At 64.0% G+C, this 26165-nt stretch carries 29 protein-coding genes and 1 tRNA gene; 20 read left to right on the forward strand and 10 right to left on the reverse strand.

Translation table 11 applies throughout. The annotated features are described in order from the left end of the window. Nucleotides 1-27 precede the first annotated feature (27 nt). Nucleotides 28-1272 (reverse strand): MFS transporter, encoded by a 1245-nt coding sequence (locus GWG65_RS25955; RefSeq protein ID WP_275198395.1) that lies wholly within the window; start codon nucleotides 1270-1272, stop codon nucleotides 28-30. A 157-nt stretch (nucleotides 1273-1429) separates the two neighbouring features. Here GWG65_RS25955 and GWG65_RS25960 point away from each other — a divergent pair, with 157 nt between their 5' ends. Continuing rightward, entirely contained in the window at nucleotides 1430-2782 is a 1353-nt protein-coding gene (locus GWG65_RS25960; RefSeq protein ID WP_275198396.1) for an Nramp family divalent metal transporter, read from the forward strand. A 4-nt stretch (nucleotides 2783-2786) separates the two neighbouring features. On the opposite strand, the gene GWG65_RS25965 is transcribed toward GWG65_RS25960, so the two are convergent. The 4 genes from GWG65_RS25965 to hemB form a co-directional block, all read right to left on the reverse strand. Further along, a complete protein-coding gene (locus tag GWG65_RS25965) occupies nucleotides 2787-3134 on the reverse strand; it encodes a hypothetical protein (RefSeq protein WP_275198397.1) in 348 nt (115 codons plus the stop codon). A gap of 70 nt (nucleotides 3135-3204) precedes the next feature. Next, nucleotides 3205-3981, reverse strand: a complete 777-nt coding sequence (locus tag GWG65_RS25970; RefSeq protein ID WP_275198398.1) for an arginyltransferase — start codon at nucleotides 3979-3981, stop codon at nucleotides 3205-3207. A 147-nt stretch (nucleotides 3982-4128) separates the two neighbouring features. After that, nucleotides 4129-4680 (reverse strand): RDD family protein, encoded by a 552-nt coding sequence (locus GWG65_RS25975; protein WP_275198399.1) that lies wholly within the window; start codon nucleotides 4678-4680, stop codon nucleotides 4129-4131. Nucleotides 4681-4854: 174 nt separating this feature from the next. Beyond that, nucleotides 4855-5916, reverse strand: coding sequence for a porphobilinogen synthase (gene hemB, locus GWG65_RS25980; protein ID WP_275198400.1), 1062 nt, complete (start codon nucleotides 5914-5916; stop codon nucleotides 4855-4857). A 122-nt stretch (nucleotides 5917-6038) separates the two neighbouring features. Between hemB and GWG65_RS25985 the strand changes: the two genes are divergently transcribed. From GWG65_RS25985 to GWG65_RS26040, 12 genes are all read left to right on the forward strand, one after another. Next, nucleotides 6039-6542 (forward strand): DUF6163 family protein, encoded by a 504-nt coding sequence (locus GWG65_RS25985; protein WP_247390005.1) that lies wholly within the window; start codon nucleotides 6039-6041, stop codon nucleotides 6540-6542. 512 nt (nucleotides 6543-7054) lie between these two features. Next, complete coding sequence (locus GWG65_RS25990; protein WP_007603420.1) at nucleotides 7055-7573, forward strand: MarR family winged helix-turn-helix transcriptional regulator; 519 nt, start codon at nucleotides 7055-7057, stop codon at nucleotides 7571-7573. Nucleotides 7574-7770: 197 nt separating this feature from the next. Further along, the gene (locus GWG65_RS25995; RefSeq protein WP_275198401.1) at nucleotides 7771-8007 is read left to right on the forward strand and encodes a hypothetical protein; all 237 of its coding nucleotides are present in this window, start codon (nucleotides 7771-7773) and stop codon (nucleotides 8005-8007) included. A 37-nt stretch (nucleotides 8008-8044) separates the two neighbouring features. Beyond that, the gene (locus tag GWG65_RS26000) at nucleotides 8045-8266 is read left to right on the forward strand and encodes a hypothetical protein (protein ID WP_247432596.1); all 222 of its coding nucleotides are present in this window, start codon (nucleotides 8045-8047) and stop codon (nucleotides 8264-8266) included. Between the two features lie 269 nt (nucleotides 8267-8535). After that, entirely contained in the window at nucleotides 8536-9846 is a 1311-nt protein-coding gene (gene glyA / locus GWG65_RS26005; RefSeq protein ID WP_275198402.1) for a serine hydroxymethyltransferase, read from the forward strand. A 15-nt stretch (nucleotides 9847-9861) separates the two neighbouring features. Further along, nucleotides 9862-10344, forward strand: a complete 483-nt coding sequence (gene nrdR / locus GWG65_RS26010; RefSeq protein ID WP_007603426.1) for a transcriptional regulator NrdR — start codon at nucleotides 9862-9864, stop codon at nucleotides 10342-10344. Next, a complete protein-coding gene (ribD, locus tag GWG65_RS26015; RefSeq protein ID WP_275198403.1) occupies nucleotides 10341-11489 on the forward strand; it encodes a bifunctional diaminohydroxyphosphoribosylaminopyrimidine deaminase/5-amino-6-(5-phosphoribosylamino)uracil reductase RibD in 1149 nt (382 codons plus the stop codon). Before nrdR ends, ribD begins: the two co-directional genes overlap by 4 nt. 1 nt (nucleotide 11490) lies before the next feature. Continuing rightward, nucleotides 11491-12099, forward strand: a complete 609-nt coding sequence (locus GWG65_RS26020; protein ID WP_275198404.1) for a riboflavin synthase — start codon at nucleotides 11491-11493, stop codon at nucleotides 12097-12099. A gap of 114 nt (nucleotides 12100-12213) precedes the next feature. Continuing rightward, the gene (gene ribH / locus GWG65_RS26025) at nucleotides 12214-12705 is read left to right on the forward strand and encodes a 6,7-dimethyl-8-ribityllumazine synthase (protein WP_275198405.1); all 492 of its coding nucleotides are present in this window, start codon (nucleotides 12214-12216) and stop codon (nucleotides 12703-12705) included. Between the two features lie 2 nt (nucleotides 12706-12707). Continuing rightward, nucleotides 12708-13205, forward strand: coding sequence for a transcription antitermination factor NusB (gene nusB, locus GWG65_RS26030; RefSeq protein WP_247390012.1), 498 nt, complete (start codon nucleotides 12708-12710; stop codon nucleotides 13203-13205). 138 nt (nucleotides 13206-13343) lie between these two features. Beyond that, on the forward strand, nucleotides 13344-14342 hold the full coding sequence (gene thiL, locus GWG65_RS26035; RefSeq protein WP_275198406.1) for a thiamine-phosphate kinase: 999 nt from the start codon (nucleotides 13344-13346) through the stop codon (nucleotides 14340-14342). Between the two features lie 235 nt (nucleotides 14343-14577). Beyond that, the gene (locus tag GWG65_RS26040; RefSeq protein ID WP_275198408.1) at nucleotides 14578-16698 is read left to right on the forward strand and encodes a sodium-translocating pyrophosphatase; all 2121 of its coding nucleotides are present in this window, start codon (nucleotides 14578-14580) and stop codon (nucleotides 16696-16698) included. 107 nt (nucleotides 16699-16805) lie between these two features. On the opposite strand, the gene GWG65_RS26045 is transcribed toward GWG65_RS26040, so the two are convergent. From GWG65_RS26045 to GWG65_RS26060, 4 genes are all read right to left on the reverse strand, one after another. Next, entirely contained in the window at nucleotides 16806-17222 is a 417-nt protein-coding gene (locus GWG65_RS26045) for a carboxymuconolactone decarboxylase family protein (protein ID WP_275198471.1), read from the reverse strand. Beyond that, a complete protein-coding gene (locus tag GWG65_RS26050) occupies nucleotides 17161-17589 on the reverse strand; it encodes a MerR family transcriptional regulator (protein WP_212432257.1) in 429 nt (142 codons plus the stop codon). The genes GWG65_RS26045 and GWG65_RS26050 overlap by 62 nt, the downstream gene beginning before the upstream one ends. 235 nt (nucleotides 17590-17824) lie before the next feature. Next, nucleotides 17825-18826 carry a tripartite tricarboxylate transporter substrate binding protein gene (locus GWG65_RS26055; protein ID WP_275198409.1) on the reverse strand — a complete coding sequence of 334 codons (1002 nt, stop codon included), beginning with the start codon at nucleotides 18824-18826 and terminating at the stop codon, nucleotides 17825-17827. Nucleotides 18827-18923: 97 nt separating this feature from the next. Beyond that, entirely contained in the window at nucleotides 18924-19400 is a 477-nt protein-coding gene (locus GWG65_RS26060; RefSeq protein WP_275198410.1) for an outer membrane protein assembly factor BamE, read from the reverse strand. Between the two features lie 98 nt (nucleotides 19401-19498). On the opposite strand from GWG65_RS26060, the gene GWG65_RS26065 reads away from it, so the two are divergent. The 7 genes from GWG65_RS26065 (at nucleotide 19499) to GWG65_RS26095 (ending at nucleotide 24207) form a co-directional block, all read left to right on the forward strand. Further along, on the forward strand, nucleotides 19499-20050 hold the full coding sequence (locus GWG65_RS26065; RefSeq protein WP_275198411.1) for a ubiquinol-cytochrome C chaperone family protein: 552 nt from the start codon (nucleotides 19499-19501) through the stop codon (nucleotides 20048-20050). Beyond that, nucleotides 20047-20610, forward strand: a complete 564-nt coding sequence (locus GWG65_RS26070; RefSeq protein ID WP_275198412.1) for a DUF177 domain-containing protein — start codon at nucleotides 20047-20049, stop codon at nucleotides 20608-20610. The genes GWG65_RS26065 and GWG65_RS26070 overlap by 4 nt, the downstream gene beginning before the upstream one ends. A 300-nt stretch (nucleotides 20611-20910) precedes the next feature. Beyond that, nucleotides 20911-21972, forward strand: a complete 1062-nt coding sequence (gene plsX / locus GWG65_RS26075; protein WP_275198413.1) for a phosphate acyltransferase PlsX — start codon at nucleotides 20911-20913, stop codon at nucleotides 21970-21972. Beyond that, a complete protein-coding gene (locus GWG65_RS26080) occupies nucleotides 21969-22949 on the forward strand; it encodes a beta-ketoacyl-ACP synthase III (protein ID WP_275198414.1) in 981 nt (326 codons plus the stop codon). The genes plsX and GWG65_RS26080 overlap by 4 nt, the downstream gene beginning before the upstream one ends. Nucleotides 22950-23082: 133 nt before the next feature. Continuing rightward, nucleotides 23083-23424 (forward strand): integration host factor subunit alpha, encoded by a 342-nt coding sequence (locus GWG65_RS26085; RefSeq protein ID WP_028171641.1) that lies wholly within the window; start codon nucleotides 23083-23085, stop codon nucleotides 23422-23424. A gap of 24 nt (nucleotides 23425-23448) precedes the next feature. Beyond that, a complete protein-coding gene (locus GWG65_RS26090) occupies nucleotides 23449-24024 on the forward strand; it encodes a MerR family transcriptional regulator (RefSeq protein ID WP_275198415.1) in 576 nt (191 codons plus the stop codon). A 105-nt stretch (nucleotides 24025-24129) separates the two neighbouring features. Further along, nucleotides 24130-24207: transfer RNA gene (locus GWG65_RS26095), tRNA-Pro, on the forward strand. Between the two features lie 1019 nt (nucleotides 24208-25226). On the opposite strand, the gene GWG65_RS26100 is transcribed toward GWG65_RS26095, so the two are convergent. Further along, nucleotides 25227-26063 (reverse strand): DUF1194 domain-containing protein, encoded by an 837-nt coding sequence (locus tag GWG65_RS26100; RefSeq protein WP_275198416.1) that lies wholly within the window; start codon nucleotides 26061-26063, stop codon nucleotides 25227-25229. Between the last annotated feature and the right edge of the window lie 102 nt (nucleotides 26064-26165).

Consider the following 26165-nt stretch of genomic DNA (forward strand, 5'->3'; position numbering starts at 1 on the left):
ATCCAGGACGACGGCAGAAGGCTTCAGCTAGCACCGCACCGGCACTGCGTCCTCCACCATCTCCGGCTGCCGGTCCAGTGCCACCGCCGGCGACAGCAGGATCACCAGCGCCTGTGCGCCGAACACGGCAGCCGCGAGATAGAGGCAGGCTTCCGCGCTCCAGAAACCGCCGACGATGGCCCCCAGTGCCGAGCCGAGCGGGCGGGCGCCGTAGCTCATGATGTTGATGGCGGAGACGCGGCCGAGCAGGCGCGGCGGCGTCACGGACTGGCGCAAGGTGGTGGTCGAGATCACCCACAGGATCGGGCCGACGCCGAGCAGGAAGAAGCTGAGGCCCGCGAGCCAGGGCGAGGGGACCAGCACCGTCAGTGCCATCACGACGGAAGCGACGAAGCCGGTGACGGGGCCAAGTCCGACCACGGTGCCGAAGGCGATGCGCTGCATCACCCGCGTTGCGAACAGCGCGCCGATCACCATGCCGACGCCGTACATGGTCAGGACCGTGCCGACCCCGGCCGCCGTCAGACCGAGATGGCGGACGGCGTAGGGCACGAACACCGCGATCTGGAGGAACCAGCCGGTGTTGAAGATGAACTGCGTGATGAATACCGGCCGCAGCAGCTTGTGGTGGAACACGAACGCCGCGCCCTCGCGGATGTCCTGCAACGGATGGCGACGCGGCGTCGGTGCGCGGGCAGGCTCGTAGATGCCGGAGAGCAGCACCACCGCAATCGCCGAGAGGGCCGCAGCAAAGCTGAAGGCGGGGCTGGCACCCCACCAGCCGACCAAGGCGCCGCCGAGCGCGGGCCCGCTGGCGAAGGCGATGGTGCGCGCCAGCTCGATCCGGGCATTGGCCGCGGGCAAGAGGTCCGAACTCACCAGCGAGGGCACCAGGGCCGGCGCGGCCACGTTGTAGACGACGGTGCCACACACGGCGGCAAAGCCGAGCAGCGCCAGCAGCGGCAGGTTGAGGGCACCCAGTGCAAGCAAGAACACGATAGCCGCGAGCGCGGCGGCCCGCAGTGCCTCGGCGCCCGCCATCAGCGAGCGGCGCGAGATGCGGTCGGCGAGCAGGCCGGCCGGAATGGCGAACAGCACGAAGGGCAGCGTGAGGGCGGTCTGCAACAGGCCGGTCTGACCCTCGGCAACGCCGAGCGTCAGCACGGCGACGATCGGGGCTGCGGCCAGTGCGATCTGCTCGGCCGATTGTGCCGCGAGGTTGGACCAGGCGAGGCGGTTGAAGGTGTCGGGAAGACTGGGCGTCGTTGACATGGCGCATATCCTGCAAAGTCGCGTTTGCGCCAGTATCAACCTCCGAGCCCGGCCAAACCCACCCGCTTCCCGACAGTGCGTCCGCGAGGGAAGCTGATAACGCTAGATGCAGTTGCAAATGAGTTGCAATAAGATTCGATTTCGGTATTCTCGCCCCATGGATGCCCTATCTCCCGACTTGACCCGTGACGGCGCCGGCTGGCGCTCCGATGCCCCCACCACCAAGAGCCTCGCCGAGGTGAATGGCACGGTCCCCATTCCCGCCGCCGGGCGCTGGTGGCGGCGGCTGCTCGCCTTCGTCGGTCCGGGCTATCTCGTCTCGGTCGGCTACATGGACCCCGGCAACTGGGCCACCGACCTCGCCGGCGGATCGAAGTTCGGCTACACGCTGCTCTCGGTCATCCTGCTCTCGAACCTGATGGCGATCCTGCTCCAGTCGCTGGCGGCTCGTCTTGGCATCGTCACCGATCGCGACCTCGCGCAGGCCTGCCGCGCGAGCTATTCGCCGGCCGTGAACTTCATGCTGTGGCTCGCCTGCGAGGCGGCGATCATCGCCTGCGACCTCGCCGAAGTCATCGGTACCGCGATTGCGCTCAAACTCCTGTTCGGTATTCCCCTGATCGGCGGCGCATTGATTGCCGCGCTGGACGCCTTTCTGCTTCTCATCCTGATGAATCGTGGTTTCCGCTTCCTGGAGGCTTTCGTCATCGCGCTGCTGGTCGTGATCGCGGTTTGCTTCACGATCCAGATTGCCGCGGCCGCGCCGCCGGTTGCCGCGATGTTGAAGGGCTTCGTGCCATCGACGGAGATCTTCACCAATCCGGAGATGCTCTACATCGCGATCGGCATCATCGGCGCGACCGTGATGCCGCATAATCTCTATCTCCACTCGTCAATCGTGCAGACGCGCGCCTATGAGCGCAGCGACACCGGCCGGCGCGAGGCGATCAAATGGGCGACGACGGATTCGACCATCGCGCTGATGCTGGCGCTGTTCATCAACGCCGCGATCCTGGTGGTGGCGGCCGCGACCTTCCACAGGAGCGGCCATTCGGATGTGGCCGAGATCGGCCAGGCTTTCGAGCTGCTCTCGCCGCTGCTCGGCCTCGGCATCGCCTCGACGCTGTTTGCGATTGCGCTGCTCGCCTCGGGCCTCAACTCAACCGTCACTGCGACGCTCGCCGGCCAGATCGTGATGGAGGGCTTTCTCGACCTGCGCCTGCCGAGCTGGGCGCGCCGCCTGGTGACGCGCGGCATCGCCATCATTCCCGTGATCGTCGTCACGGCGATCTACGGCGAACGCGGCACGGCCGATCTCTTGGTGTTCAGCCAGGTCGTGCTGTCGATGCAACTGCCCTTCGCGGTCGTCCCGCTGGTCCGCTTCGTCTCCGACCGCCGCAAGATGGGCAAGTTCGCGATTCCCGCGTGGGTCGCTGGGATCGCGTGGATCGTGGCGGGCGTGATCGTGGTTCTCAACCTGAAGCTTCTGGCGGATACGCTGTTCGGGTGAGCGATCAACGCCTGTGGCGACGTCGCGGGTCGTAGGGGCTGAGCGGATTCACGTCGAGATCCACGTCCTTCACACATTGCTGACGTTCGCGATGGCTCGAGCCAGCGTGCCACTCTCCAGCGCGAAGCTCGACGTTGCTCATCTCGCCGATCTTCAAGCATTTCCATTCGCCCGTGTGAGGAAGGCCTTTGCTTGAGCCGCCAGCGAACTGAAAGGCGAGTGTGTATTCCTCGCCGTTCGTATGCCCCAGTAACGCGGGACAGATTGCGCGCGGATACCCTTGATAGAAGCAGAGTACCTGGAATCGTTCAACAATCGCTTGGGCGATTAAGTCGTAGGTCTGGCTCGACAAGGATGCCTCCTTATCCGCTCGCGCCTTCGGCCTTGGCGATGATTCGACGCCAGAAAGATTGGCGCGCCGATCAATCCTGCGGCTCGGACGCAGCATCCCCTTGCGCGTCGACGCGCAGCCAGCCTGAGGGCGCGAGGCGCTGCTGCGGCAGGAAGCGGGCCTTGTAGTCCATCTTCTTGGAGCCATCGATCCAATAGCCGAGATAGACGTAAGGCAGGCCCTGACGCCGCGCGCGGGCAATGTGGTCGAGGATCATGAAGGTGCCCATCGAGCGGCTCACCTGGCTTGGCTCGAAGAACGAATAGACCATCGACAGGCCGTCGCTGAGCACGTCGGTGAGCGCGACCGCGATGAGCTCCTCGCCGCGGCCGGTGATGCCGCTGTCGGGACCGCGCTTTCGGTACTCGATGATGCGGGTCTCGACGTGGCTGTCCTCGACCATCATGGCGTAGTCGAGCACGGTCATGTCGGCCATGCCGCCGTGGCGGTGGCGGGAATCGAGATAGGCCCGGAACACCGAATATTGCTCGGAAGTCGGCACCGCGCTGCGCTGCTCGCCGATGATGTCGGCGTTGCGGGCGATCACCTTGCGGAAATTGCGGGAGGGGCGGAACTCGTTGGCAATTACCCGGACCGAGACGCAGGCGCGGCACTGGTCGCAGGCGGGCCGGTAGGCGATCGACTGGCTGCGGCGGAAGCCGCCATGGGTCAGCAGGTCGTTGAGGTCGCCGGCACGCTCCCCTACGAGGTGCGTAAACACCTTGCGCTCATGCCGGCCCGGCAGATAGGGGCACGGGGACGGCGCCGTGAGGTAAAACTGCGGAGTATCGCGCGAGTGCTGGGTCAAGGGACGTCGTGGGCCTCCAAAATGGGTATCAGCATCGCGCTACGAAAGCTCTCGGTCAATCGGTCTGCTCAGCAGGTCAGATCAGTCAGTTTAGTCGGTCCTGGTTGATAGGTCCTTGATCAGTAGCTCCTGATCAGTAGCGCTTACTCAGTAGCTCCTGGCGGCCTGAGGCAGGGGCGCCCGAACGGAATTGTTGATGATGACCGTTCCCAGGACGAAATCATGCAGCAGGCGCCGGCGGCCGTTGAACAGCCCGACCAGGACCACCAAGGGTGACAGGAACGAGACCGTCACCCAGAACAGCACGGCGTGCGTGGCGCCAAGCACGAAATAGCCGGGTGCGCCGTACCAGGTTCGCAACTCCAGATCCATGACCCGCATCCCGAGCGTCGCCGAGTGGGGACCTCCGATGCAGGCGCCGTAATAGACGATGGCCCAGATCACGGAGGCCGGCCAGGCCAGCCAGAACAACATCCAGCCAAGGCCGAGCGTGACCACGCCGAACACGGCGATGAAGAGGTAGCCAAGGATGACCGGCACCGAGATCACGACCATGTCGATCAGGAATGCAAACACCCGCCGGGTCGCGACGCCGCGGAACAGTTCCGGATGCAAATAGGGATCGTAGGCGTGAACCCCGCCGTCACTGCGCCAAGCGTCCGCTTGGGGACCTGAATTGCCCGAGTCCGAATACGACATGGTCCGTCCTCCCGAAGGGAAACTCCCATGGCAGGACATGGTGACAGGCCGTCCGCGTGCCAAGGGCGCCGGGATTAACAAGCCGAAATATTCCGGCGATTCGGGGGCGGGGACGTGAGAAGGAAAGGGGGCGTCCTGTTGCCGCTACATCCCGTGCCGTCCCGGCGAAGTACCTTAGCCCAACGTCCTCAACTTCTCCGCAGCCTTCGGCGCGAAATAGCTGAGCACACCGTCGGCGCCGGCGCGCTTGAAGGCCAGCAGGCTCTCCATCATCGCGCGATCGCCGTCGAGCCAGCCGTTGCCTGCGGCTGCCGCGATCATCGCGTATTCGCCGGAGACCTGGTAGGCGAAGGTCGGCATCGCAAATGTATCCTTCACGCGCCGCACCACGTCGAGATAGGGCATGCCGGGCTTCACCATCACCATGTCGGCGCCCTCGGAGATGTCGAGCTCGACCTCGCGCAGCGCTTCGTCGGTGTTCGCGCTGTCCATCTGGTAGGTGCGCTTGTCGCCGGTGAGCGTCTTGGCCGAGCCGATGGCATCGCGGAACGGGCCATAGAAGGCGGAGGCGTACTTTGCCGCATAGGCCATGATCTGCACGTCGAGCAGCCCTGTGCGATCCAGCCCTTCGCGGATCGCGGCCACGCGGCCGTCCATCATATCCGACGGCGCGATGATGTCGCACCCGGCCTCGGCCTGCATCAAGGCCTGGCGCACCAGCACTGCGACCGTCTCGTCGTTCAGGATCTTGCCGTCGGCGATCAGGCCGTCATGGCCGTGGCTGGTAAAGGGATCGAGCGCGACGTCGCAGAGAATGCCGAGATCGGGAAACTCCTTCTTGATCGCGCGCACGGCCCGGCAGACCAGATTGTCCGGGTTGGTTGCTTCCGATCCTTCCTCGTCGCGCAAGGAAGGGTCGGTGTAGGGAAACAGCGCGATGCAGGGGATGGTGAGCTTCATGGCACGCTCGGCCTCGCGCACGGCCTGGTCGACGCTGAGCCGGTCGACGCCCGGCATCGAGGCAATCTGTTCGCGCTTGCCGTTGCCATCGATCAAAAACAGTGGCCAGATCAGGTCGTCGGTGGTGAGCACGTTCTCCCGCACCATGCGCCGGGCCCATTCGGCCTTGCGGTTGCGGCGCGGCCGGACGGTCAGATCGAGGGCAGGGGAGGCTGCAGCGCCATCCCGGCGCGAAATCTCGCGGAGCTCGATCGGACGCCCGTATTTGATCGCCATTAGACTTCCTCCGACTGGAATTATTCTTATACCAGCTCACATGGTTCCCGTCACCGCGGCTTGACCTGCCGCAAGGGATGGCAGCCGATTGATTTTGCGGGGCGAAGCAGCCAGAAGGGGCCATGTCCGAGATCTCAACCCGCGACGCGGCCCGCGACAGCGCCAATGCCAGGGACGCTGTCAGAGACAATGCCAGAGACAGCGCAATGTCGGTGGCTGCGATCTCGTCGGAGCGCCAGGAATCCGACGACAATGTCTGGACGCGCCGCTTGGTGCTGTTCCTGCGGGTGATGGCGTTGCTGTCGATCCTCAAGGGCCTCTATCACTGGGCACAGGTCACCGGCTTCGTTGGCGGCGAGGACGAGGCGTTCGAGAACCAGGCGATGGCCTGGCAGGCCTCGACCATCTACTTCGCCGTGATCGAACTCGTGGCCGCCGTCGGGCTGTGGCTGGCAACGCCCTGGGGCGCAGTGGTCTGGCTGACGACGGTCGTGTCGATGGCGGTGATCGAACTGATGTTCCCGGGAATCTATGGTGGCAGCCTGATCGTCGTCGGCGTGGAAGCCTTCATGCTCGCTGCCTATCTCGCGCTCGCCTGGATGGCCGCGCGCGAGCGACCGCCGTAGCGCCTGTTGATCGCTCGACGCAAACTCTCTCGTGCCCCGGACGCAGCGCAGCGCGCCGTATTTGCGGCGTGATGCGCTGCAGAGCCGGGGCCCATTTCTCTCCACGATCCGTTGTATGGCATCTGGGTCCCGGCTGTGCGCTCCGCTTGTCCGGGACACGAGAGTGTTGCTCTTGGTTGACCGTTGGTTGCCTAAAATTCGTGGTAACTTTTCATTGACCTCGTGGATTCCGCCACAGCTGTTACGCGCGCGTTTCGAAACGGGGCGGCCTGTACTGGAATGCGACAGAGGCGGCGGACGGAGGGTGAACAGGACCTTGCGACGGTCAACAGAGGGTTGCGAAAAGTCCTTGCGGGACAGGCTTAATCCGCAATTCACTGTCTTAAATTCATGATCTCTTTATTCTCTTATTTAAGCGGATCTTCAAACGGGCCCCCTTAAGTTGCACCTATCAGACGGGACACAAGTTTCGTCGAATAAGTGTCGATAAAAACGACAACAGGGGAAGTGTCATGATGAAAGCCGTCGCAACCGCGGCAGATACCGCAGAACGCGTCTCCGGCCAGCAGGGCTCGGTGCAGACGCTCTATCTGGAAGCTTTGACTCTGGTGGAGCGGCTGCATCGCCGCCTGCTCGACGTCATCAAGGACGAGTTCGATCGCCGCGGTCGCGCCGACATCAATTCGGTGCAGGCGCTCTTGCTCTACAACATCGGCGACAAGGAGCTGACCGCGGGTGAGCTGCGCACGCGCGGTTACTATCTCGGCTCCAACGTCTCCTACAATCTGAAGAAGCTCGTCGAGCTCGGCTTCCTCGATCACCAGCGCTCGCGCGTCGATCGCCGCTCGGTGCGCATCCGCCTGACCCCGCAGGGCCAGGAAGTCCGCCGCATCGTCGACTCTCTCTACCAGAAGCACGTCAAGACGGTGGAGCAGGTCGGCGGCATCTCGGGCGAGGAGTTCTCGACCCTCAACAAGTCGCTGCACCGCCTCGAGCGCTTCTGGACCGACCAGATCCTGTATCGTCTCTGAGTTCTTGTCGACGGTAAGGCCAAGCCGGCCCATACAAGACCGGCAAACCTCCCGAACGTGCCTCACTTCCCCAAGCGCGCCGGCCGGCTTTGCCCGGACCGGTGCGTTTTGTCTTTTCGCGGTTGCGAAAAAAATCACTGGCCAGGAGGAACGAGTTCCCGGCCCGGCGCTTATCCCCTCCGGATCGGAGGCTGACGATGCTGGTCGAGCGTGGCTTGGGGGCGATGAACGTGGAACTCGTGAGCGAGGCCTATGCCATCGCCGCGAACTATCTTCGCCGCTCCGGCGCGATTCCCGACACCCTCATCACCGACGAATACCTGCTCGAGATCGTCGTCAAACTGTTCCAGAACGGCGAATTCAACAAGATCAGGCTGGCCAACAAGGCCATCGTCAGGTTCGAGGCGCAATCCGAGGCCAAAGCGGTTGCCTGATCAAAATTCCCAAACTCGGCAAGAACCAGAGGGTGCCATGGAAGCTGCCATTGACCGCATCATGCAGACCTATGACCTGCTCGCAAACCGCACGTCCGCGGCGAGCGAGGAGGCGCGGGCCAAGGTGACGAACTACCTCAATACATTGATGGAAGCCGGCGAGAAGGACACCCACAGGTTGACGGTGTGCGGCCTGACCTATCTGCGCCAGCTCGACGGCAGCGTGGACCCGGTGAAGGCGGGGTATACCGGCCTGTAATGGGCTTTGGCCGGGGCCATCGGCTGCCGCGCGGCGTTTAAGGTCCAAAGCGGACCTTTTCGGACGGTGCGCGACCGGGTGTTCGACAGGACCGCCTGGCGCCTCCGAATTCTCGGAGCCCCCACCATATCTTGCATAAATATCAGTCCCGACCCGCAACTACTTGGCCGGGGGCGGGCGATGTGGTAGATCGCGCTCGCCGCTTCCGATCGCCACACCAGACCGCCCGTAGCCCGCTAAAAGGCTGCGGCGGTGGAGATATTCGCAAGATGACCTTCGCCAAGAACTCTGCAGCGTCCGCCTCCGCGCCCGATTCGTTTTTCACCGCCCCGCTCGACCAGGCCGACCCGGAAATCGCCGCCGCCATCAAGGGCGAGCTCGGCCGGCAGCGCCATGAGGTCGAGCTGATCGCCTCCGAGAACATTGTCAGCCGTGCCGTGCTGGAAGCGCAGGGTTCGGTGATGACCAACAAATATGCGGAGGGCTATCCAGGCGCGCGCTACTACGGCGGTTGCGAGTGGGTCGACGTCGCCGAGAACCTCGCGATCGATCGCGCCAAGAAGCTGTTCGGCGCGAACTTCGCCAACGTGCAGCCGAACTCTGGCAGCCAGATGAACCAAGCGGTGTTTCTGGCGCTGCTGCAGCCCGGCGACACCTTCATGGGCCTCGACCTTGCGGCCGGCGGCCATCTCACCCACGGCTCGCCCGTCAACATGAGCGGCAAGTGGTTCAAGGCCGCGCATTACACCGTGCGCCGCGAGGACCAGATCATCGACATGGACGCGGTCGCGAAGCAGGCCGAGCAGATCAAGCCGAAGCTGATCATCGCCGGCGGCTCGGCCTATTCGCGCGCCTGGGATTTCAAGCGCTTCCGCGAGATCGCGGACAGCATCGGCGCCTATCTGCTGGTCGACATGGCGCACTTTGCCGGCCTCGTCGCCGGCGGCGCGCATGCCTCGCCGGTGCCGTATGCGCACGTCACCACCACGACGACGCACAAGTCGCTGCGCGGCCCGCGCGGCGGTTTGATGCTGTGGAATGATGAGACGCTGACTAAGAAGCTCAACTCGGCGATCTTCCCGGGCCTCCAGGGCGGACCTTTGATGCATGTGATCGCGGCGAAGGCGGTGGCCTTCGGCGAAGCGCTGCGGCCGGACTTCAAGGTCTATGCGAAGAACGTCGTCGAGAACGCCAAGGCGCTGGCCGAGACGCTCAAGGGCCACGGGTTCGATATTGTCTCTGGTGGCACCGACAATCATCTGATGCTCGTCGACCTCAGGCCAAAGGGCCTGAAGGGTAACGCCTCGGAGAAGGCGCTGGTCCGCGCCGCCATCACCTGCAACAAGAACGGTATTCCGTTCGACCCCGAATCGCCCTTCGTGACCTCCGGGATTCGGCTCGGCACACCGGCTGCGACCACTCGCGGCTTCGGTGTCGCTGAATTCCAGCAGGTCGGCGGCATGATCGCCGAGGTATTGAACGCGATCGCGCAGTCGTCCGACGGCAAGGCGCCGCTGGTCGAAGCCGCGATCAAGGAACGGGTCAAGGCGCTCACCGATCGGTTTCCGATCTATCAGTAAGGCTGGGCCAAGCGGATGCGCTGTCCGAACTGCAACAGTCTCGATACGCAGGTAAAGGACTCGCGTCCGACCGAGGACTCTTCCGTGATCCGCAGGCGGCGCGTGTGCGTCGCCTGCAATTTCCGCTTCACCACCTTCGAGCGCGTGCAGCTGCGCGAGCTCACCGTGATCAAGCGCAATGGCCGCCGCGTGCCGTTCGACCGCGACAAGCTGATGCGCTCGGTGTCGATCAGCTTGCGCAAGCGGCAGGTCGAGCCGGAGCGGGTGGAGAAGATGGTCTCCACCATCGTGCGCGAACTTGAAACCGGGGGCGAAGCCGAAATCTCCTCCGAGGTGATCGGCGAGACCGTGATGGAGCATCTGCGCACGCTCGACGACGTCGCCTATGTGCGTTTCGCCTCGGTCTATCGCAATTTCCGCGAGGCGAAGGATTTCGCCGACGTGCTCGGTGAGCTCTCCGGTGAGGAGGAAGCGCGGCTCGCCGCGATCCGCAAATGATCTTTCGGATCCTGGAGGATCAGTTCGCGCAGAAGGCGCGCGAGTCCAAGGACGCCGACCGCCGCTTCATGCAGCTTGCGCTCGCGCTGGGACGGCGCGGGCAGGGGCGGACCTGGCCCAACCCGGCCGTCGGCGCCGTCATCGTCAAGGACGGGGTGATCCTGGGCCGCGGCTGGACTCAAGCAGGCGGGCGGCCGCATGCCGAACCCGAGGCGCTGCGGCGGGCCGGAGAGGCAGCGCGCGGCGCAACGCTCTATGTCACACTCGAGCCCTGCTCGCATTTCGGCAAGTCGCCGCCATGCGCCGATGCGGTGATCGCAGCCGGCATCAAGCGCGTGGTGGCGGCGATCGAGGATCCCAATCCGGAAGTGGCGGGGCAGGGCCATGCGCGCTTGCGCGCCGCCGGTATCACGGTGGATGTGGGCCTGTGCGCGGCGGAGGCCGCGTTTGATCATGCCGGGCATTTCAGCCGTGTCCGCGAAAAGCGCCCGCATGTGATCCTGAAGCTCGCGGTCTCACCCGACGGCAAGATCGGCGCCGCCGGTGGCAAGCCGGTCGCAATCACGGGTGAAGCCGCCCGCAATCGCGTGCACCTGTTGCGCGCGCAGAGTGACGCCATCCTCGTCGGCATCGGCACGGTGCTGGCGGATGATCCGCAGCTCACCTGCCGCCTGCCCGGGATGGCGGCGCGCTCGCCGGTGCGAGTGGTGCTCGACCAGAGCCTGCGCATTCCGGCCTCGAGCCAGCTGTTGCGTACCGCGCGCGAGGCGCCGCTCTGGGTGATGGGTTCTGAGCTCGCCGAAGCTGCAGCTGCTATGCGGCTCGGCGCTGCCGGCGCGCAGGTGATCCGCGTACCGCCGGGGCGCGCATCCGGACTCGATCTTCCGGCTGTTCTGCATGCGCTCGCCGCGAAGGGCATTACGCGGCTGATGGTCGAGGGCGGCAGCCGTATTGCGGCGTCGTTTGTGGCCGCCGATCTGGTTGACGAGATCTGGCTGTTCCGCGGAACGGAAGAGGTGGGCAGCGACGGCGTGGATGCGCTCGATGCATTGCCCCTGTCGAAAATCACGCAGTCGCAGCGCTTCCGCGTTCATGCTAGCGAGACATTCGACCACGATACTCTCACCACCTATGAGCGCACCTAACATGTTTACCGGCATTGTCACCGATATCGGCGAGATCGTCAGCCTGACGCCGACGGCGCAGGGCCAATTGCATCGTCTGCGCATCGCCTGCCGCTACGATCGCGCCACCATTGCCGACGGCGCCTCGATCGCCTGCAACGGCGTCTGCCTGACGGTGGTTGCCTCGGGCGTGGACAGCGGCACAACCTGGTTCGATGTCGATACCGCGGCCGAGACGCTGGCGCTGACCACGGCGAAGCACTGGAGGGCAGGAACGCGGCTCAATCTCGAGCGCGCGCTCAAGATCGGTGACGAGCTCGGCGGCCATATTGTCGCCGGCCATGTCGATGGGATCGCGACCATCATCAGCCGCGAGGATTTGCCGGACATGGCGCGGTTCGAGCTCGGCACGACGCGGGAGCTGGCGCGGTTCGTCGCCACCAAGGGCTCGATCACGCTCGACGGCGTGTCGCTGACGATCAATACGGTGAAAGACGTGACCTTTTCGGTGCTGATTATACCGCACACCCTGACAGTCACAACGATCGGTGGCTGGAAGGCAGGTGCCGAGGTCAATATCGAGGTCGACCTGATGGCCCGCTACGCAGCGCGGCTGACTGAAATGAAGTGACGGCGGAGAAAGTTCGTCATGCGCGGGCTTGACCGGCGCATCCATGCTCTTAAGAGGTGCTTGGCCCGATGGATTGCCGGGTCAAGCCCGGCAATGACAAAGTAAGGTTGAACGATGGCAGACGCGCGGCGCGCACCCCTGAAGGACCAGACCGACATCTCCGGCGCGCGCGCGCTGATTGTCGAGGCACGGTTCTATGACGACCTCCAGGACGCGCTGCTGGACGGTGCGGTGGCCGAGCTGAAGGCGGCCGGCCTGACGCACGACGTCATCACGGTTCCCGGCGCGCTGGAGATTCCAGCGGCGGTCGCGATCGCGATCGATGCCGCGGCGGCGAGCGGCAAGCCTTATGACGCGGTGATCGCACTCGGCTGCGTGATCCGCGGCGATACCATCCATTTCGAGATCGTTTCGCAGGAATCCTCCCGCGCGCTGATGGACCTCGCGGTGTCGCGAAAACTGCCGCTCGGCAACGGCATCCTCACCGTCAACACCGAGGCACAGGCCTGGGCGCGGGCGCGCGCCAGCGAGCTCAACAAGGGCGGCGATGCCGCACGCGCGGCACTTGCGATGCTGCGCATCAAACGCCGGCTGGCGCGGGTTTGATCATGGTCGACAACAGCAAAAAGCCGCCGGCTGGCGCCGAGAAAAAAGCGAACCGGCGCGGTGCTGCGCGGCTCGCGGCCGTGCAGGCACTGTACCAGATGGACATCGGGGGCGCCGGCATCAACGACATTTTCGCAGAGTTCGAGAGCCACTGGCTCGGCAACGAGGTCGAGGGCGACACTTATCTGCCTGCGGAAGCGGCCTTTTTCCGCGACGTCGTCTCGGGTGTCGTGCGCGACCAGAAGAAGCTCGATCCCCTGATCGACGAGGCGCTGTCGAAGGGCTGGCCGCTGAAGCGCATCGAAGCGATTTTGCGCGCGGTGCTGCGGGCGGGGGCCTATGAATTGGAGCACCGCAAGGACGTGCCGGGCCGCGTCGTCGTGTCCGAATATGTCGACGTCGCCAACGCCTTCGTCGACCGTGAGGAGACCGGCATGGTGAATGCGGTGCTCGACCAGATCGGCCGTCAGTTTCGCGGTGACGAGTTCGGGCGGGGGTAGTCATACATTCCGCTGTCATCACCCGCGAAGGCGGGTGATCCAGTACGCCGCGGCAGCGGTTATTGATATCGGGCGTCTCGGCGTACTGGATCGCCCGGTCAAGCCGGGCGATGACAGTGGAGTTTGGGGCTAGCGCCGATGACGAACGCACCAGAAACTTCCGGCGAAGACTCCCTCATCGCGCGCTATTTCAAGCCGCTGGCGACTGATCCCGGCGCGTTGGGGCTGGTCGACGATGCCGCCATCCTGCAATCGCTCGGCGAGGACATCGTTGTCACCACCGATGCCGTGGTCGAGGGTGTGCATTATCTTGCCGGTGATCCGCCCGAGACCATCGCGCGCAAGGCGCTGCGGGTGAATTTGTCCGATCTTGCCGCCAAAGGCGCTGTGCCCGCCGGCTTCGTGCTGACGCTGGCACTGCGCAGCAGGGACGATGCCTGGCTCAGTCCGTTCGCGAACGCGCTGGGCGAGGATGCCAAGGCCTTCGGATGCCCGCTCCTTGGCGGCGACACTGTGTCGACGCCGGGGCCGCAGATGATCTCGATCACCGCCTTCGGCCGCGTACCCCACGGCCGGATGGTTGGCCGCACCGGTGCAAGGCCGGGCGACCGCATCCTGGTGACGGGCACGATCGGCGATGCCGCGCTCGGCCTCGACGTGCTCACGGGCAGTGCGGTGGCTGGAGCGCTGGCCTCCGACCCGCACGCACGAGAGATGCTGGTCTCGCGCTATCGCGTGCCGCAGCCACGCAACGTGATTGCGCAGGCCGTGCGCAACCGCGCGACGGCTGCGATGGACGTTTCCGACGGGCTCGCCGGCGATCTGACAAAACTCTGTGCGGCATCGGGCGTCTCGGCCACAGTGGACGTGGCAAGTGTGCCGCTCTCGGCTGTGGCGGCAAGCCTGGTCGCGCGCAACGCTGTCAGCGTTGAGACGCTGCTGGCCGGGGGCGACGACTATGAGGTGCTGTGCACCGTTCCGGCCGCGCAAAGCGACGCATTGATCGCCGCAGGGCGGGCTGTGGGCCTCGGCGTTACGGCGATCGGCACGATCGTCGAGGGCGACGCGCGGCCGCGCTTCCTTGATGAGCACGGCCGGGAACTGACTTTGAAGCGGCTGTCCTACAGCCATTTCTAGCAATTCCGCCAAACCGGCGCCTGGGCTCTTAGGATAGGCCTAAATACCTGCCAAGATCGGTGTTTTCAGCTGCTTACGGCGTTGCACCGGCATTCTGATTTTGGCAAGGTCGCTGCCGAACAAGGCCGCCCCTCCGGGCAAAGGGGCGGCCTTGTTCGAAATCAAGGCGCCGCACCGCACGACGGACAATAAAAGGCGCCGGGGGTACATCAAGGGATCTGAGGCAAAAAATCACATGACAGCATTATGGTTGATTGTGCTCTGCGGAGTGCTTTCCGTCGTCTACGCGATCTGGGCGACGTCTTCGGTGTTGAGCGCGGATGCGGGGTCACCGCGCATGCAGGAGATCGCGGGAGCGGTGCGCGAAGGCGCGCAGGCCTACCTGCGGCGTCAGTACACCACGATCGGTCTCGTCGGCATCGTCATCTTCTTGCTGCTTGCCTATTTCCTCGGGATCTATGTCTCCATTGGTTTCGCCATCGGCGCGATCCTGTCGGGCGCGGCCGGCTTCATCGGCATGAACGTCTCGGTCCGCGCCAATGTGCGCACCGCCCAGGCCGCGACGACGTCGCTCGCCGGCGGCCTCGAACTCGCCTTCAAGGCGGGCGCGATCACCGGCATGCTGGTGGCGGGTCTCGCGCTGCTCGGCGTGACCCTCTATTTCGGCTTCCTGGTCTATTCGCTGAAGCTCGCGCCTGACAGCCGTGTCGTCGTCGACGCCATGGTGGCGCTCGGCTTTGGCGCCTCGCTGATCTCGATCTTCGCCCGTCTCGGCGGCGGCATCTTCACCAAGGGTGCGGACGTCGGCGGCGATCTCGTCGGCAAGGTCGAGGCCGGCATTCCCGAGGACGATCCGCGCAATCCGGCAACCATCGCCGACAACGTCGGCGACAACGTCGGCGACTGCGCCGGTATGGCGGCCGACCTGTTCGAGACCTACGCGGTGACGGCGGTCGCTACCATGGTGCTCGCGGCGATCTTCTTCGCCAAGACGCCGATCCTCATGAACATGATGACGCTGCCGCTCGCGATCGGCGGTATCTGCATCATCACCTCGATCATCGGCACCTTCTTCGTCAAGCTCGGGCCGAGCCAGTCGATCATGGGCGCGCTCTACAAGGGCCTGATCGCAACCGGCGTCCTGTCGCTGATCGGCATCGCCGGCGTGATCTACAGCCTGATCGGCTTCGGCAAGCTCGCTGGTGTCGACTATACCGGCATGTCGCTGTTCGAATGCGGTATCGTCGGCCTCGTCGTCACCGCGCTGATCATCTGGATCACCGAATACTACACCGGCACCGACTATCGCCCGGTGAAGTCGATCGCCCAGGCCTCGGTGACCGGCCACGGCACCAACGTGATCCAGGGCCTCGCCGTCTCGATGGAGGCAACCGCGCTGCCTGCGCTCGTCATCATCGCCGGCATCCTCGTCACCTACAGCCTCGCCGGCTTGTTCGGCATCGCAATCGCGACCGCCACAATGCTGGCGCTCGCCGGCATGGTGGTCGCGCTCGATGCGTTCGGGCCCGTGACCGACAATGCCGGCGGCATCGCCGAGATGGCGGGCCTGCCCAAGGAGGTGCGCAAGTCGACCGACGCACTCGACGCGGTCGGCAACACCACCAAGGCGGTGACCAAGGGCTATGCGATCGGCTCCGCCGGTCTCGGTGCGCTGGTGCTGTTCGCGGCCTACAACCAGGACCTCAAGTTCTTCGTTGCGGACTCGGCGCATCACCCCTATTTCGCCGGCGTCAATCCGGACTTCTCGCTCAACAACCCCTATGTGGTGGTGGGCCTGCTGTTCGGTGGTCTGCTGCCTTATCTCTTCGGCGCGATGGGCATGACCGCTGTGGGCCGTGCGGCCAGCGCGATCGTCGAGGAGGTGCGGCGTCAGTTTCGCGAAAAGCCGGGCATCATGCAGGGCACCGACAAGCCGGATTACGGCAAGGCGGTCGACCTGCTGACCAAGGCGGCGATCAAGGAGATGATCATCCCGTCACTGCTGCCGGTCTTGTCGCCGATCGTCGTCTATTTCCTGATCTACGCGATTGCGGGCGGCGGTGCGGCCGGCAAGTCGGCGGCGTTCTCCGCCGTCGGCGCGATGCTGCTCGGCGTGATCGTGACCGGCCTTTTCGTTGCGATCTCGATGACCTCGGGCGGCGGCGCCTGGGACAACGCCAAGAAGTACATCGAGGACGGCCATTTCGGCGGCAAGGGCTCTGACGCCCATAAATCGGCGGTAACCGGCGACACCGTCGGCGATCCCTACAAGGATACGGCGGGACCGGCAGTGAACCCGATGATCAAGATCACGAACATCGTGGCGCTGCTGCTGCTGGCGATCCTCGCGCACTGAACGGCGCAGACGAGACAAGACAAAGCCCCGCGGCGCGAGCCGCGGGGCTTTTTGTCAGGGGCAGCGCAATCCGGCTGCACGTCAAAACAGGGTTCGACGGTGGAGCTTCAGGCTTTCGGCTCCGATCCGTCCACGGTTCTTTGCGCAAATACCTCCTTCGCTGCGAACAGGCCGTTGAGGGCAGCCGGGAAGCCGGCATAGACGGCCATCTGCATGAGGATCTCAATAATCTCCTCTCGGCCGAGCCCGACATTCAGACCTGCCTCGATATGCACCTTGAGCTGAGGTGCGGCGTTTCCCATGGCCGCGAGCGCCGCGATCGTTGCGATTTCGCGCGAACGGACGTCGAGCCCGGGCCGTGAGTAGATGTCACCAAATGGAAATTCGAATATATAGGTGGCGAAGTCCGGGGCGATGTCACCAAGCGCCGCCACGACCTTATGGCCGGCCTCTCCGTCGATCTCAGCGAGTGCGCGGCGACCGCGCTCCAACCGGCTTTCGCCGGCGTTCGGGAAGTGTTGCATCATAATCCTTCATCCTCTGTTCCGTTTCGGCATAACCGCCGATCTTGGTGTCGAGGACGAGAAGACAGGCATTCAGTTCGTCGACGTGGGCACGCACGCTTTCACGGTGCCGCTCCAGCAGCGCGCGCCGCTCGGCTTCGGTGCCGCTGCCTCGATCCCGGAGTTCCGCGTAAAGCAGCATGTCCCGGATCGGCATACCAGTCGTCTTCAGTCGGCCGAGAAACTCGATCCACACCAGGATCGAGGCATCGTAGTCACGTCGGCTGGATCGATCTCGGTCGGCGTAAGGCAACAGTCCGATCCGCTCGTAGTAGCGGATCGTATGGGCAGTCAGTCCGGAACGCTTCGCGAGTTCGCCGATCTTCATGCCTGTCTCTCATCACGACGCACGGAAACTACGAGTTCGAGCGCACTCTAAGTCAAGAGACATTTGGGCCTGCCGATGCGAGCTTTTGCGCCGTCGGCAACGCAGCCGTGCCGGAGAGCCGGCTGATCGAGACAATAAGCAAGCAGGCTCCCGTCGGGACGATCGGGAGCGACGTTGCACGCACGTTCGGTCGATACGTGCGGTCAAGCCGTCTGGCGCGCCACGACCGAGCGCGCTACTGCACGTCCATCTGCAGCCCTTCCTTCTGGATGATGCCGGCGAACTTCTTCGTCTCGGCGTCCACGAAGTCGGCGAACTGCTGCGGGGTGCCGTAGTCGGCGCGGGCGCCCATCGCGAGGATATTCTTCTTGATGTCGTCGCGCTCGAGCATCGCCTTGACCTGGAGGTTCAGCGCTTCGAGGACCGGAGCGGGGACGCCCTTCGGCAGGAACACGGCGAACCACGACGATACGTCAAAATTGGCCAGTTCCGGCGCGCTCTCGCGCATGGTCGGCAGGTTCGGCGCGAGGTCGCTGCGCTCCGGCGTGGTGACGCAGAGGCCGTTGAGCGTGCCGTTCTGCACCTGTGGCAGGCTCGGATAGAGATTGTCGAACAGGATCTGGATGTCGCCGGCCAGCGCGGCCTGGAGCGCCGGGCCGGCGCCGCGGAATGGAATGTGCGTCATCTTCAGCCCGGTGAGCTGCAAGAACCAGGCACCGGTGAGGTGAGGGCTCTGGCCGACCCCGGAGGAGGCGTAGCTGAGCTTGTCCGGGTTGGCCTTGAGGAAGGCGATCAGCTCGGCGATCGACTTGATGCCGGTCTTCGGATGCGCCGAGACGATGTTCGGGATCCGGATCATGTTGGAGACCGGCTGGAGCTGGTCCTGCTTGTAGTTCAGGTTCTTGAAGATGCTGTAGGCGATCGCGTTCGGACCGGGATTGCCGATCAGGATGGTGTGGCCGTCAGGCCTGGCGCGGACCACCTCTGCCGTGCCGATCGTGCCGCCGCCGCCGGAGCGGTTTTCCACGACGGCGGATTGTCCCCAGGCAGTTTGCAGATGGGCGGCCAGCAGCCGGCCCATCACGTCAGTCGAACCGCCGGCCGCGGCCGGCACGACGATGCGCACGTTCTCGGTGGGCTTCCAGTCAGCAAGACTCGCGCGCGGCAGGACGGCCGCTGCCGAAAGGCCGGCGACACCGGTGAGTATGCGACGACGGGACATCAAAGTTTTGGGCACGAATCCACTCCCCAGCTTCTTGCTTTGCAGCGAGCGTAGGGAACGCCGCGTGCGACGGCAAGTCGGGCGGGGCGGCACGACGCCGCAGGCTGATGGCTCAGTTAAAGCTGAGCAGCTTGAAGATGGGTGTGAGGTAACTCATCTCCTGGCCCGACGTTGGCGTCGTCCGGCTGATGAAGTCGAAGATCTTGCCGTCCTGGAGGCCATAATTCGCAAGCCGGCGCACACGCCGGTTCTTGTCGAAATAGACCGCGATGACGCGCTGGTCGACCACCTTCTGGTTCATGAAGGCCACCATGCGCTCCGAGCGCTGCGAGATGTAGTAAAACACCTCGCCGTCGAGCGTCGCGACGGTGGAGGGCGTGCCCATCACGATCAGCACCTGATCCTGGCTTGCACCGATCGGGATCTGCTCGAGCGCGCCGGGCGGCAGGATGTAGCCCTTCTGGAATTGCTCGCCGGTGCACCCCGCGAGCGCCGTCCCGATCACGGCTGCGGCCACGACCACGCGCCACCGCGCAACAAGGCCGCAGCGCTTGTCCGCGCGCTGGCTGTTCTGATTAGCTATCGTCATTGCGGAACCGATTCCGTCCCCTTGCGTCGCGCGAGGCGCTGAAGTACCGGGCGGAGGCTCAGAATGCAACACGCGCGCGCCCGCTTGCGGAAACCACAATGCTTTGGCCGTTCAATCACTTCAGGAAACCCCGGCTCGCCCCGCGCGGCACCATTGAGGCCATCTATGGCATGATCGTGACCCAGGCGCGAGAACCTATATTTTACCGCGACTTGGGCGTGCCGGATACGGTTAACGGGCGTTTCGACCTGTTGCTGCTGCATTTGTGGCTGTTGCTGCGACGCCTGCGCACTGTTTCGGGCGGTGCGGAGCTGTCACAGGTGCTGTTCGACCGCTTTTGCGAGGACATGGACGACAATCTGCGCGAGATGGGCGTCGGCGACCAAACCGTGCCGAAGCGGATGCGGGCCTTCGGCGAGGCCTTTTATGGCCGGGCGAAGGCCTATGACGAGGCGATGGAGGATGGCGGCGAGGCGCTGGCAACGGCCATCTGCAAGAATATCTTGAATGGTGCTGGAATGGATCAGGCGCGGCAGCTGGCGGCTTACGCCCAGGCAACGGGGGGCGATCTGGCCCGGACCAGTGAGGTGGCGCTTCTGGACGCCACCTTTGCGTTTCCACCGGCGCTTCCCGAGGATGTCACGCCATGAACCGACCCACTGCCGGACCAGACCCTTGGCGGGTCCCCATTACCGTCGCACACGTCCCCGACACCGGCCTGCATCGCAAGCTCGAGGCTTCCGCCGCCGAGCGGCGGGCGATGGCTGAACTCGCCGGGCTGCGCGAGATCCTGTCCGCCCAGGCCGCCTTTGACGTCACGCCGAAAAGCGGAGGCCGCGTCCATGTCACGGGGTACGTGCGGGCCCGAGTCGGCCAGACCTGCGTGGTGACGCTCGATCCGATCGAGAACGAGATCGACGAGGAGATCGACCTGATGTTCGCGCCTGAAGCCGAGGTGCGGCGGTTGGCCGACCTGATCGAGGAGGGGCAGGACAACGAGGAGCCGCCCGAAATTGCCGATCCGCCGGAGGCGATCGTTGGCGGCGTCATCGACCTTGGCCGGCTCGCCACCGATGCCCTGTTCCTGGCGATCGATCCCTATCCGCGCAAGTCCGGCGCAGTGTTCGAGGCTGAGGTCACGACCTCCGATCCCGGGGATCATCCGTTCGCAGTGCTAAAAGCGCTTCAGGACAAGAAGAAAGACGAATAGGCGGCCATTCCGGGCAGGGTCGTTTCTGCGACGGGACGCGAAGCGTTTGCCTCGATGGTTTGAGAGACTGGCTTATCCGTTTGTTTTATATGCATTTTGCCGCAAATCTGGCATCGTGGACCGGATCGCCCCGAATGCAAAAGGCTGGGGGCAAGAGGTTGTTTCGGGATGACAAAACGCTATTGTCGCGCCCCGGTCGGGGCGCAGCGTGGCGCTTTCGCCGATCGCCATATCCATGGCGAATCCATTTCGCGGTCCCGCTAGTTGACGACCGCATCAGACCAGGTTTCCAGGACTTTTATGCCAAGTAAGGTTCGCATCGCGCTTGACGCCATGGGGGGCGATGTCGGCGCCGCCGTGGTCATTCCAGGCGCCGCCATCTCGCTCGGCAGGCACCGCGAGACCGAATTCCTGCTGGTCGGCGACCGCGCCAAAATCGAGCCCGAGCTCGAGAAGCACCCCGCGCTCAAGGCCGCCTCCAGGATCGTCCATACTGACGTTGCCGTCAGCATGGAGGACAAGCCGAGCCAGGCGCTGCGCCGCGGCCGCAAGACCTCCTCGATGTGGCTCGCCATCGACGCGGTGAAGAAGGGCGAGGCGGATGTCGCGGTCTCCGCCGGCAACACCGGCGCGCTGATGGCGATGGCACGCTTCAACCTGCGTACACTGCGGGGCATCGACCGTCCGGCGATCACCGCGATATGGCCGACGATGCGCGGCGATTCCGTCGTGCTCGACCTCGGCGCCACCATCGGCGGCGATGCGCACCATCTGGTTTCGCTCGCTGTGATGGGCGCAGCGATGGCGAGCGTGCTGTTCAACAAGCCGCGTCCTACCGTCGGCCTGCTCAATATCGGCGTCGAGGAGATCAAGGGTCACGAGGAGATCCGCGAGGCCGCGGAAATCCTGCGTGCAATGAACCTGCCGCAGCTCGATTATATCGGCTTCGTCGAGGGCGACGGCATTGGCAAGGGGCTGGCCGACGTCATCGTCAGCGAGGGCTTCAACGGCAACATCGCGCTCAAGGCCGCCGAGGGAACCGCGCGGCAGATCGCGGCATTGCTCCGTGACGAGATGCGCAAAAGCTGGATGTCGAGGATCGGCTATCTCTTTGCACGCCGCGCCTTCCAGACCCTGCGTGAGAGAATGGACCCCAACAAGTCCAATGGCGGCGTGTTCCTGGGATTGAACGGGGTGGTGGTCAAGAGCCACGGCGGAACCAACGCCGAAGGCTTTGCCTATGCAATCGATGTTGGCTATGAAATGGTCAAATTCGATCTCCTGAACAAGATCAATCAGATGCTCAACCGCGACGGAGGTGCGCTTAGTTCCGCGCCAACCGCGCAGGAGGCTGTTTCGTGACCAAAATTCGTTCGGTCGTGCTGGGCTGCGGCGCCTATCTGCCGGAGCAGGTGGTGACCAATGCCGAATTGGCGACGCGCATCGACACGTCCGACGAGTGGATCGTGCAGCGCACCGGCATCCGTCAGCGGCACATCGCGGCCGACGGCGAGTTCACCTCGCATCTGGCGATCAAGGCGGCGCAGGCCGCGCTCACCGATGCCGGCGTGGACGCGCAGTCGATCGAGCTGATCGTGCTCGCGACCTCGACGCCGGACAACACGTTCCCTGCAACCGCCGTTGCCGTGCAGCACGCGCTCGGCATCAACCATGGCGTGGCGTTCGATCTCCAGGCGGTGTGTTCGGGTTTCGTGTTTGCGCTCGCCACCGCCGACAATTTCCTGCGCACCGGCACCTACAAGCGTGCGCTGGTAATCGGCGCCGAGACCTTCTCGCGCATCCTCGACTGGAACGATCGCGGCACCTGCGTGCTGTTCGGCGACGGTGCCGGCGCGGTCGTGCTGGAAGCGCAGGAGCAGCCGGGCAAAGCCGCGACCGATCGCGGCGTGGTGACCACGCATCTGCGTTCGGACGGCCGGCACAAGGCAAAGTTGTTCGTCGACGGCGGGCCGTCCTCGACCCAGACTGTCGGTCATCTGCGCATGGAGGGCCGCGAGGTCTTCAAGCACGCGGTTGGCATGATCACCGACGTGATCGTCGACGCCTTCGAGGCGACCGGGCTCAATGCCGAAAGCATCGACTGGTTCGTGCCGCACCAGGCCAACAAGCGAATCATCGACGCCTCCGCGCACAAGCTGCATATCGCGCCGCAGAAGGTGGTGCTGACGGTCGACCGTCACGGCAACACCTCGGCGGCCTCGATCCCGCTGGCGCTGTCGGTGGCGCGCAAGGACGGCCGCATCAAGCGCGGCGACCTGGTTCTGCTGGAAGCGATGGGCGGCGGCTTCACCTGGGGTTCGGCGCTGGTGCGCTGGTAAGCCACAGTCGATAAAATTTTGCCCGAATCAGCGACGATTATCGATGCGTCTGCATTGATGAGCGGTGTTGACCGCAGTATCGTAACCTCATAATTTCAGACAACAATTGTTCGCCGTGATGTGGGGCAGGGCGATGACCGATACAAGCAAAACCGTAACGCGTGTTGATCTGTGCGAAGCCGTCTACCAGAAGGTAGGCCTGTCGCGCACGGAATCGTCCGCGTTCGTGGAACTCGTGTTGAAGGAGATCACCGACTGCCTGGAGAAGGGCGAGACGGTGAAATTGTCCTCGTTCGGCTCCTTCATGGTGCGAAAGAAAGGCCAGCGCATCGGCCGCAACCCGAAGACCGGCACCGAGGTGCCGATCTCGCCGCGCCGGGTGATGGTGTTCAAGCCATCCGCGATCCTGAAGCAACGCATCAACGCCCAGCACCGCACCAATGGCGACGGCAGCAAGGTACAACCGGAGGCGTAACCGCCCTCGCAAAGGATTTTGCATTTGGACAAGGCGCCGGATGCGTTCCGCACCATCAGCGAAGTAGCGCAGGAACTCGACATTCCGCAGCACGTGCTGCGGTTCTGGGAGACCCGATTCGCCCAGATCAAGCCGATGAAGCGCAGCGGCGGCCGCCGCTACTATCGCCCCGACGACGTCGACCTGCTCAAGGGCATCCGCCGTCTCCTCTACGGGGAGGGCTACACCATCCGCGGGGTGCAGCGGATCCTCAAAGAGCACGGCATCAAGTCGGTGCAGGGCCTGGCCGATAGCTCGGCCGCCGTCTCGTTCGGGGCGATCGAGGACGCCATCGGACATAGCCTGCTGGAGCCCGAGGGAGAGACGGGCGTCCGCGGCACCCTCGACACCGACGATGACGATTACCAGGGCGAGGAAGCGGAAGGCATCGACTTCCGCTTTTCAGAGACCGACGACGAGGAAATCCTCACCACCTACCGCAAGGGCGGCACCGCACCGCCGGCCGGGCCCAGCGCCCTCGACCGGGAACGGCTGGGACGGGCGCTCGGCGACCTCGTTGCCTGCCGGGAGATGCTGGACTTGGCGCTGAAGGACGGCTGACGCCGCATTCCGTCGTCTTTACGGTGAGTTCCGGAGATTTGAGCCGTCACCAATTTGGTATCGCTCCTTGCGCAAAGCGGCGATCCTAGCTAATGGAACGGCATTCGGAGCGTGGCGCAGCCCGGTTAGCGCACTAGTCTGGGAGACTAGGGGTCGGAGGTTCAAATCCTCTCGCTCCGACCAATTTTAAGAAGCATTACAATCGCTTGGCGAACTAGCCTCGGTTTCCAAACTAGGGCGGTTTTCCTTTTCCAAATCGCAGGGATGCCTTACCGAGCCCTTGGCTTGTTGCACAGATGATCGCCTTGCGGCGCCGGTTGCCATTGTTCCGGATCAGGTCCTAGCGCATCCGATGGACGAACCGATGTCCCGGGGCAAAGCCCGAAGCGCCGGGATGCCCGCGCAAGCTACCGTGCGCTCTCATCAAGTGACCCGGCGCATAGCCGGATGCGCCCAGATGTCCAGCGACGGATCCATGCGCGCGGAACTCTTGCCCGGGAGCGAAAGCTGAAGCTCCGAAGCTGGCTCCGCCACCCATGCTACGCGCATCGGCAGTCGATGCGGATGCGAGAAGCAGGCCGGCCACAGCCGCGAACATTGCGATTTTCGTCATTGTTGCCCCTCCGTTTCCTTGTCTCCCATTGCCACGCCGGTCTCTCGGCGCAGTTCGTGGGAATGATAAAAACGAGGGGGGACCCTTTTGTTCAAAGGGGCAACGCGCGGTTGCAACGCAGCATGCCGGGCGGGTTAGCCAGCGGGTCGAACGCACGCACCCCGATGCGGAATTCGCGTCATGGGCCGGTCGCCGCCAGCGCGGATGCGAGCCGGGCGCGTCGGCCTTGAATTGGCATGCTAGTCTTAGTCTAGTTTAGTGACGGCGTACGGCATTCTGCGCCACAGGGGGCGGCGCGCTCGAACATCAGCGCTAGGGTATGAAGTAGAGACCCTCAAAAAATCCTTCGGAAACTTAGGGCGCGCATCGCCGCGGCGCGAAGTCTATGAGCTTTAGTCGAAGCCGGCTTTTTTAGTTGCAATCTCTTGTTTTCTGACTGAAAACCCTCGCTCTCGATCAGCAGCGCTCAGTTCATTGCTGCAGATTTTCTCACAGTCTCTTTCAAAGGCTATGTCCCATCGCTCGCCCGGCGGCGGTTCGGCCCCTTCATTGCGCCGCGTGGATTGTTGCTCTCATTAGATTTCGACGGTTATCGCCCCCAACGGTCCTGCCACATTTTTTCACCGATCTGGCAAGGTATCCGCGGCTCTTTCTCGGCGGCCGGAACGATCCGGTGCTCTGGCGTTCGGCCCGCAACCTCGAGCACAAGCTTGGCGCGGATCGCTTCCTTGAAATGATCACGATCCTTGATCGACACGACGAAAGCGCCCGGTCCACCAATGACGCAGTCCTCGTAATAAAAATCGAGGTTGTCGATATCCATTGTCGAATAGGACGGCTCCTTCACCATGATCGGGAGTCCGTTGATGATGATGCCCTTCTCTAGTGCCACATCGCGAGCGCCGGTGACAGGCTCGCCGTTGTTGTTCGGGCCGTCGCCGGAAATGTCGATGACGCGCCTTAAGCCCCGATAAGGATTTTCGTCGAATAGCGGCACCGCGAAATTGATCGCGCCAGAGATCGAGGTGCGCGAGCCCCGACGAACCGGCGCCTTCATGATTTCGCCGGCGACGGCGTCCGCCGTCTCCGGGCCGTCGATCACTCGCCAGGGAATGATGATCTTCTGGTCGGTCGATGCCGACCACTCGAAATAGGTTACGGCTACCTTGCTGGTCGGACCGTTCTTCAGCGCCTGAAGGAAATCTTTCGAGACGATGGCCTGCGCATAGCCCTCGCGCTGGACCGCGAGTTCGTCCAGATCCATCGAATAGGAAACGTCGACCGCGATAACGAGTTCAACATCGACGGATGGCGGACTGTTGTTGACGTCCGCCAGCTGCGATCTTGTGTTGGGCGCGGCACTGCCGGCACCCCCGGCCATCGTCCCCACGATCAGCGCCGCCCCGATCGAGACACACCAGCGCATGGCAGCTCTCCCGTCGTTTCAAAGGAATGGTGCCACGCAAACTGGACTTCGAAAAGCGGGAACATGCGTCGCGAGGGCATCGAGGTGTGGCACAGCTGGAGG

This window comes from Bradyrhizobium sp. CSA207 (assembly GCF_029051685.1).
In the GTDB taxonomy this organism is placed as follows: domain Bacteria; phylum Pseudomonadota; class Alphaproteobacteria; order Rhizobiales; family Xanthobacteraceae; genus Bradyrhizobium.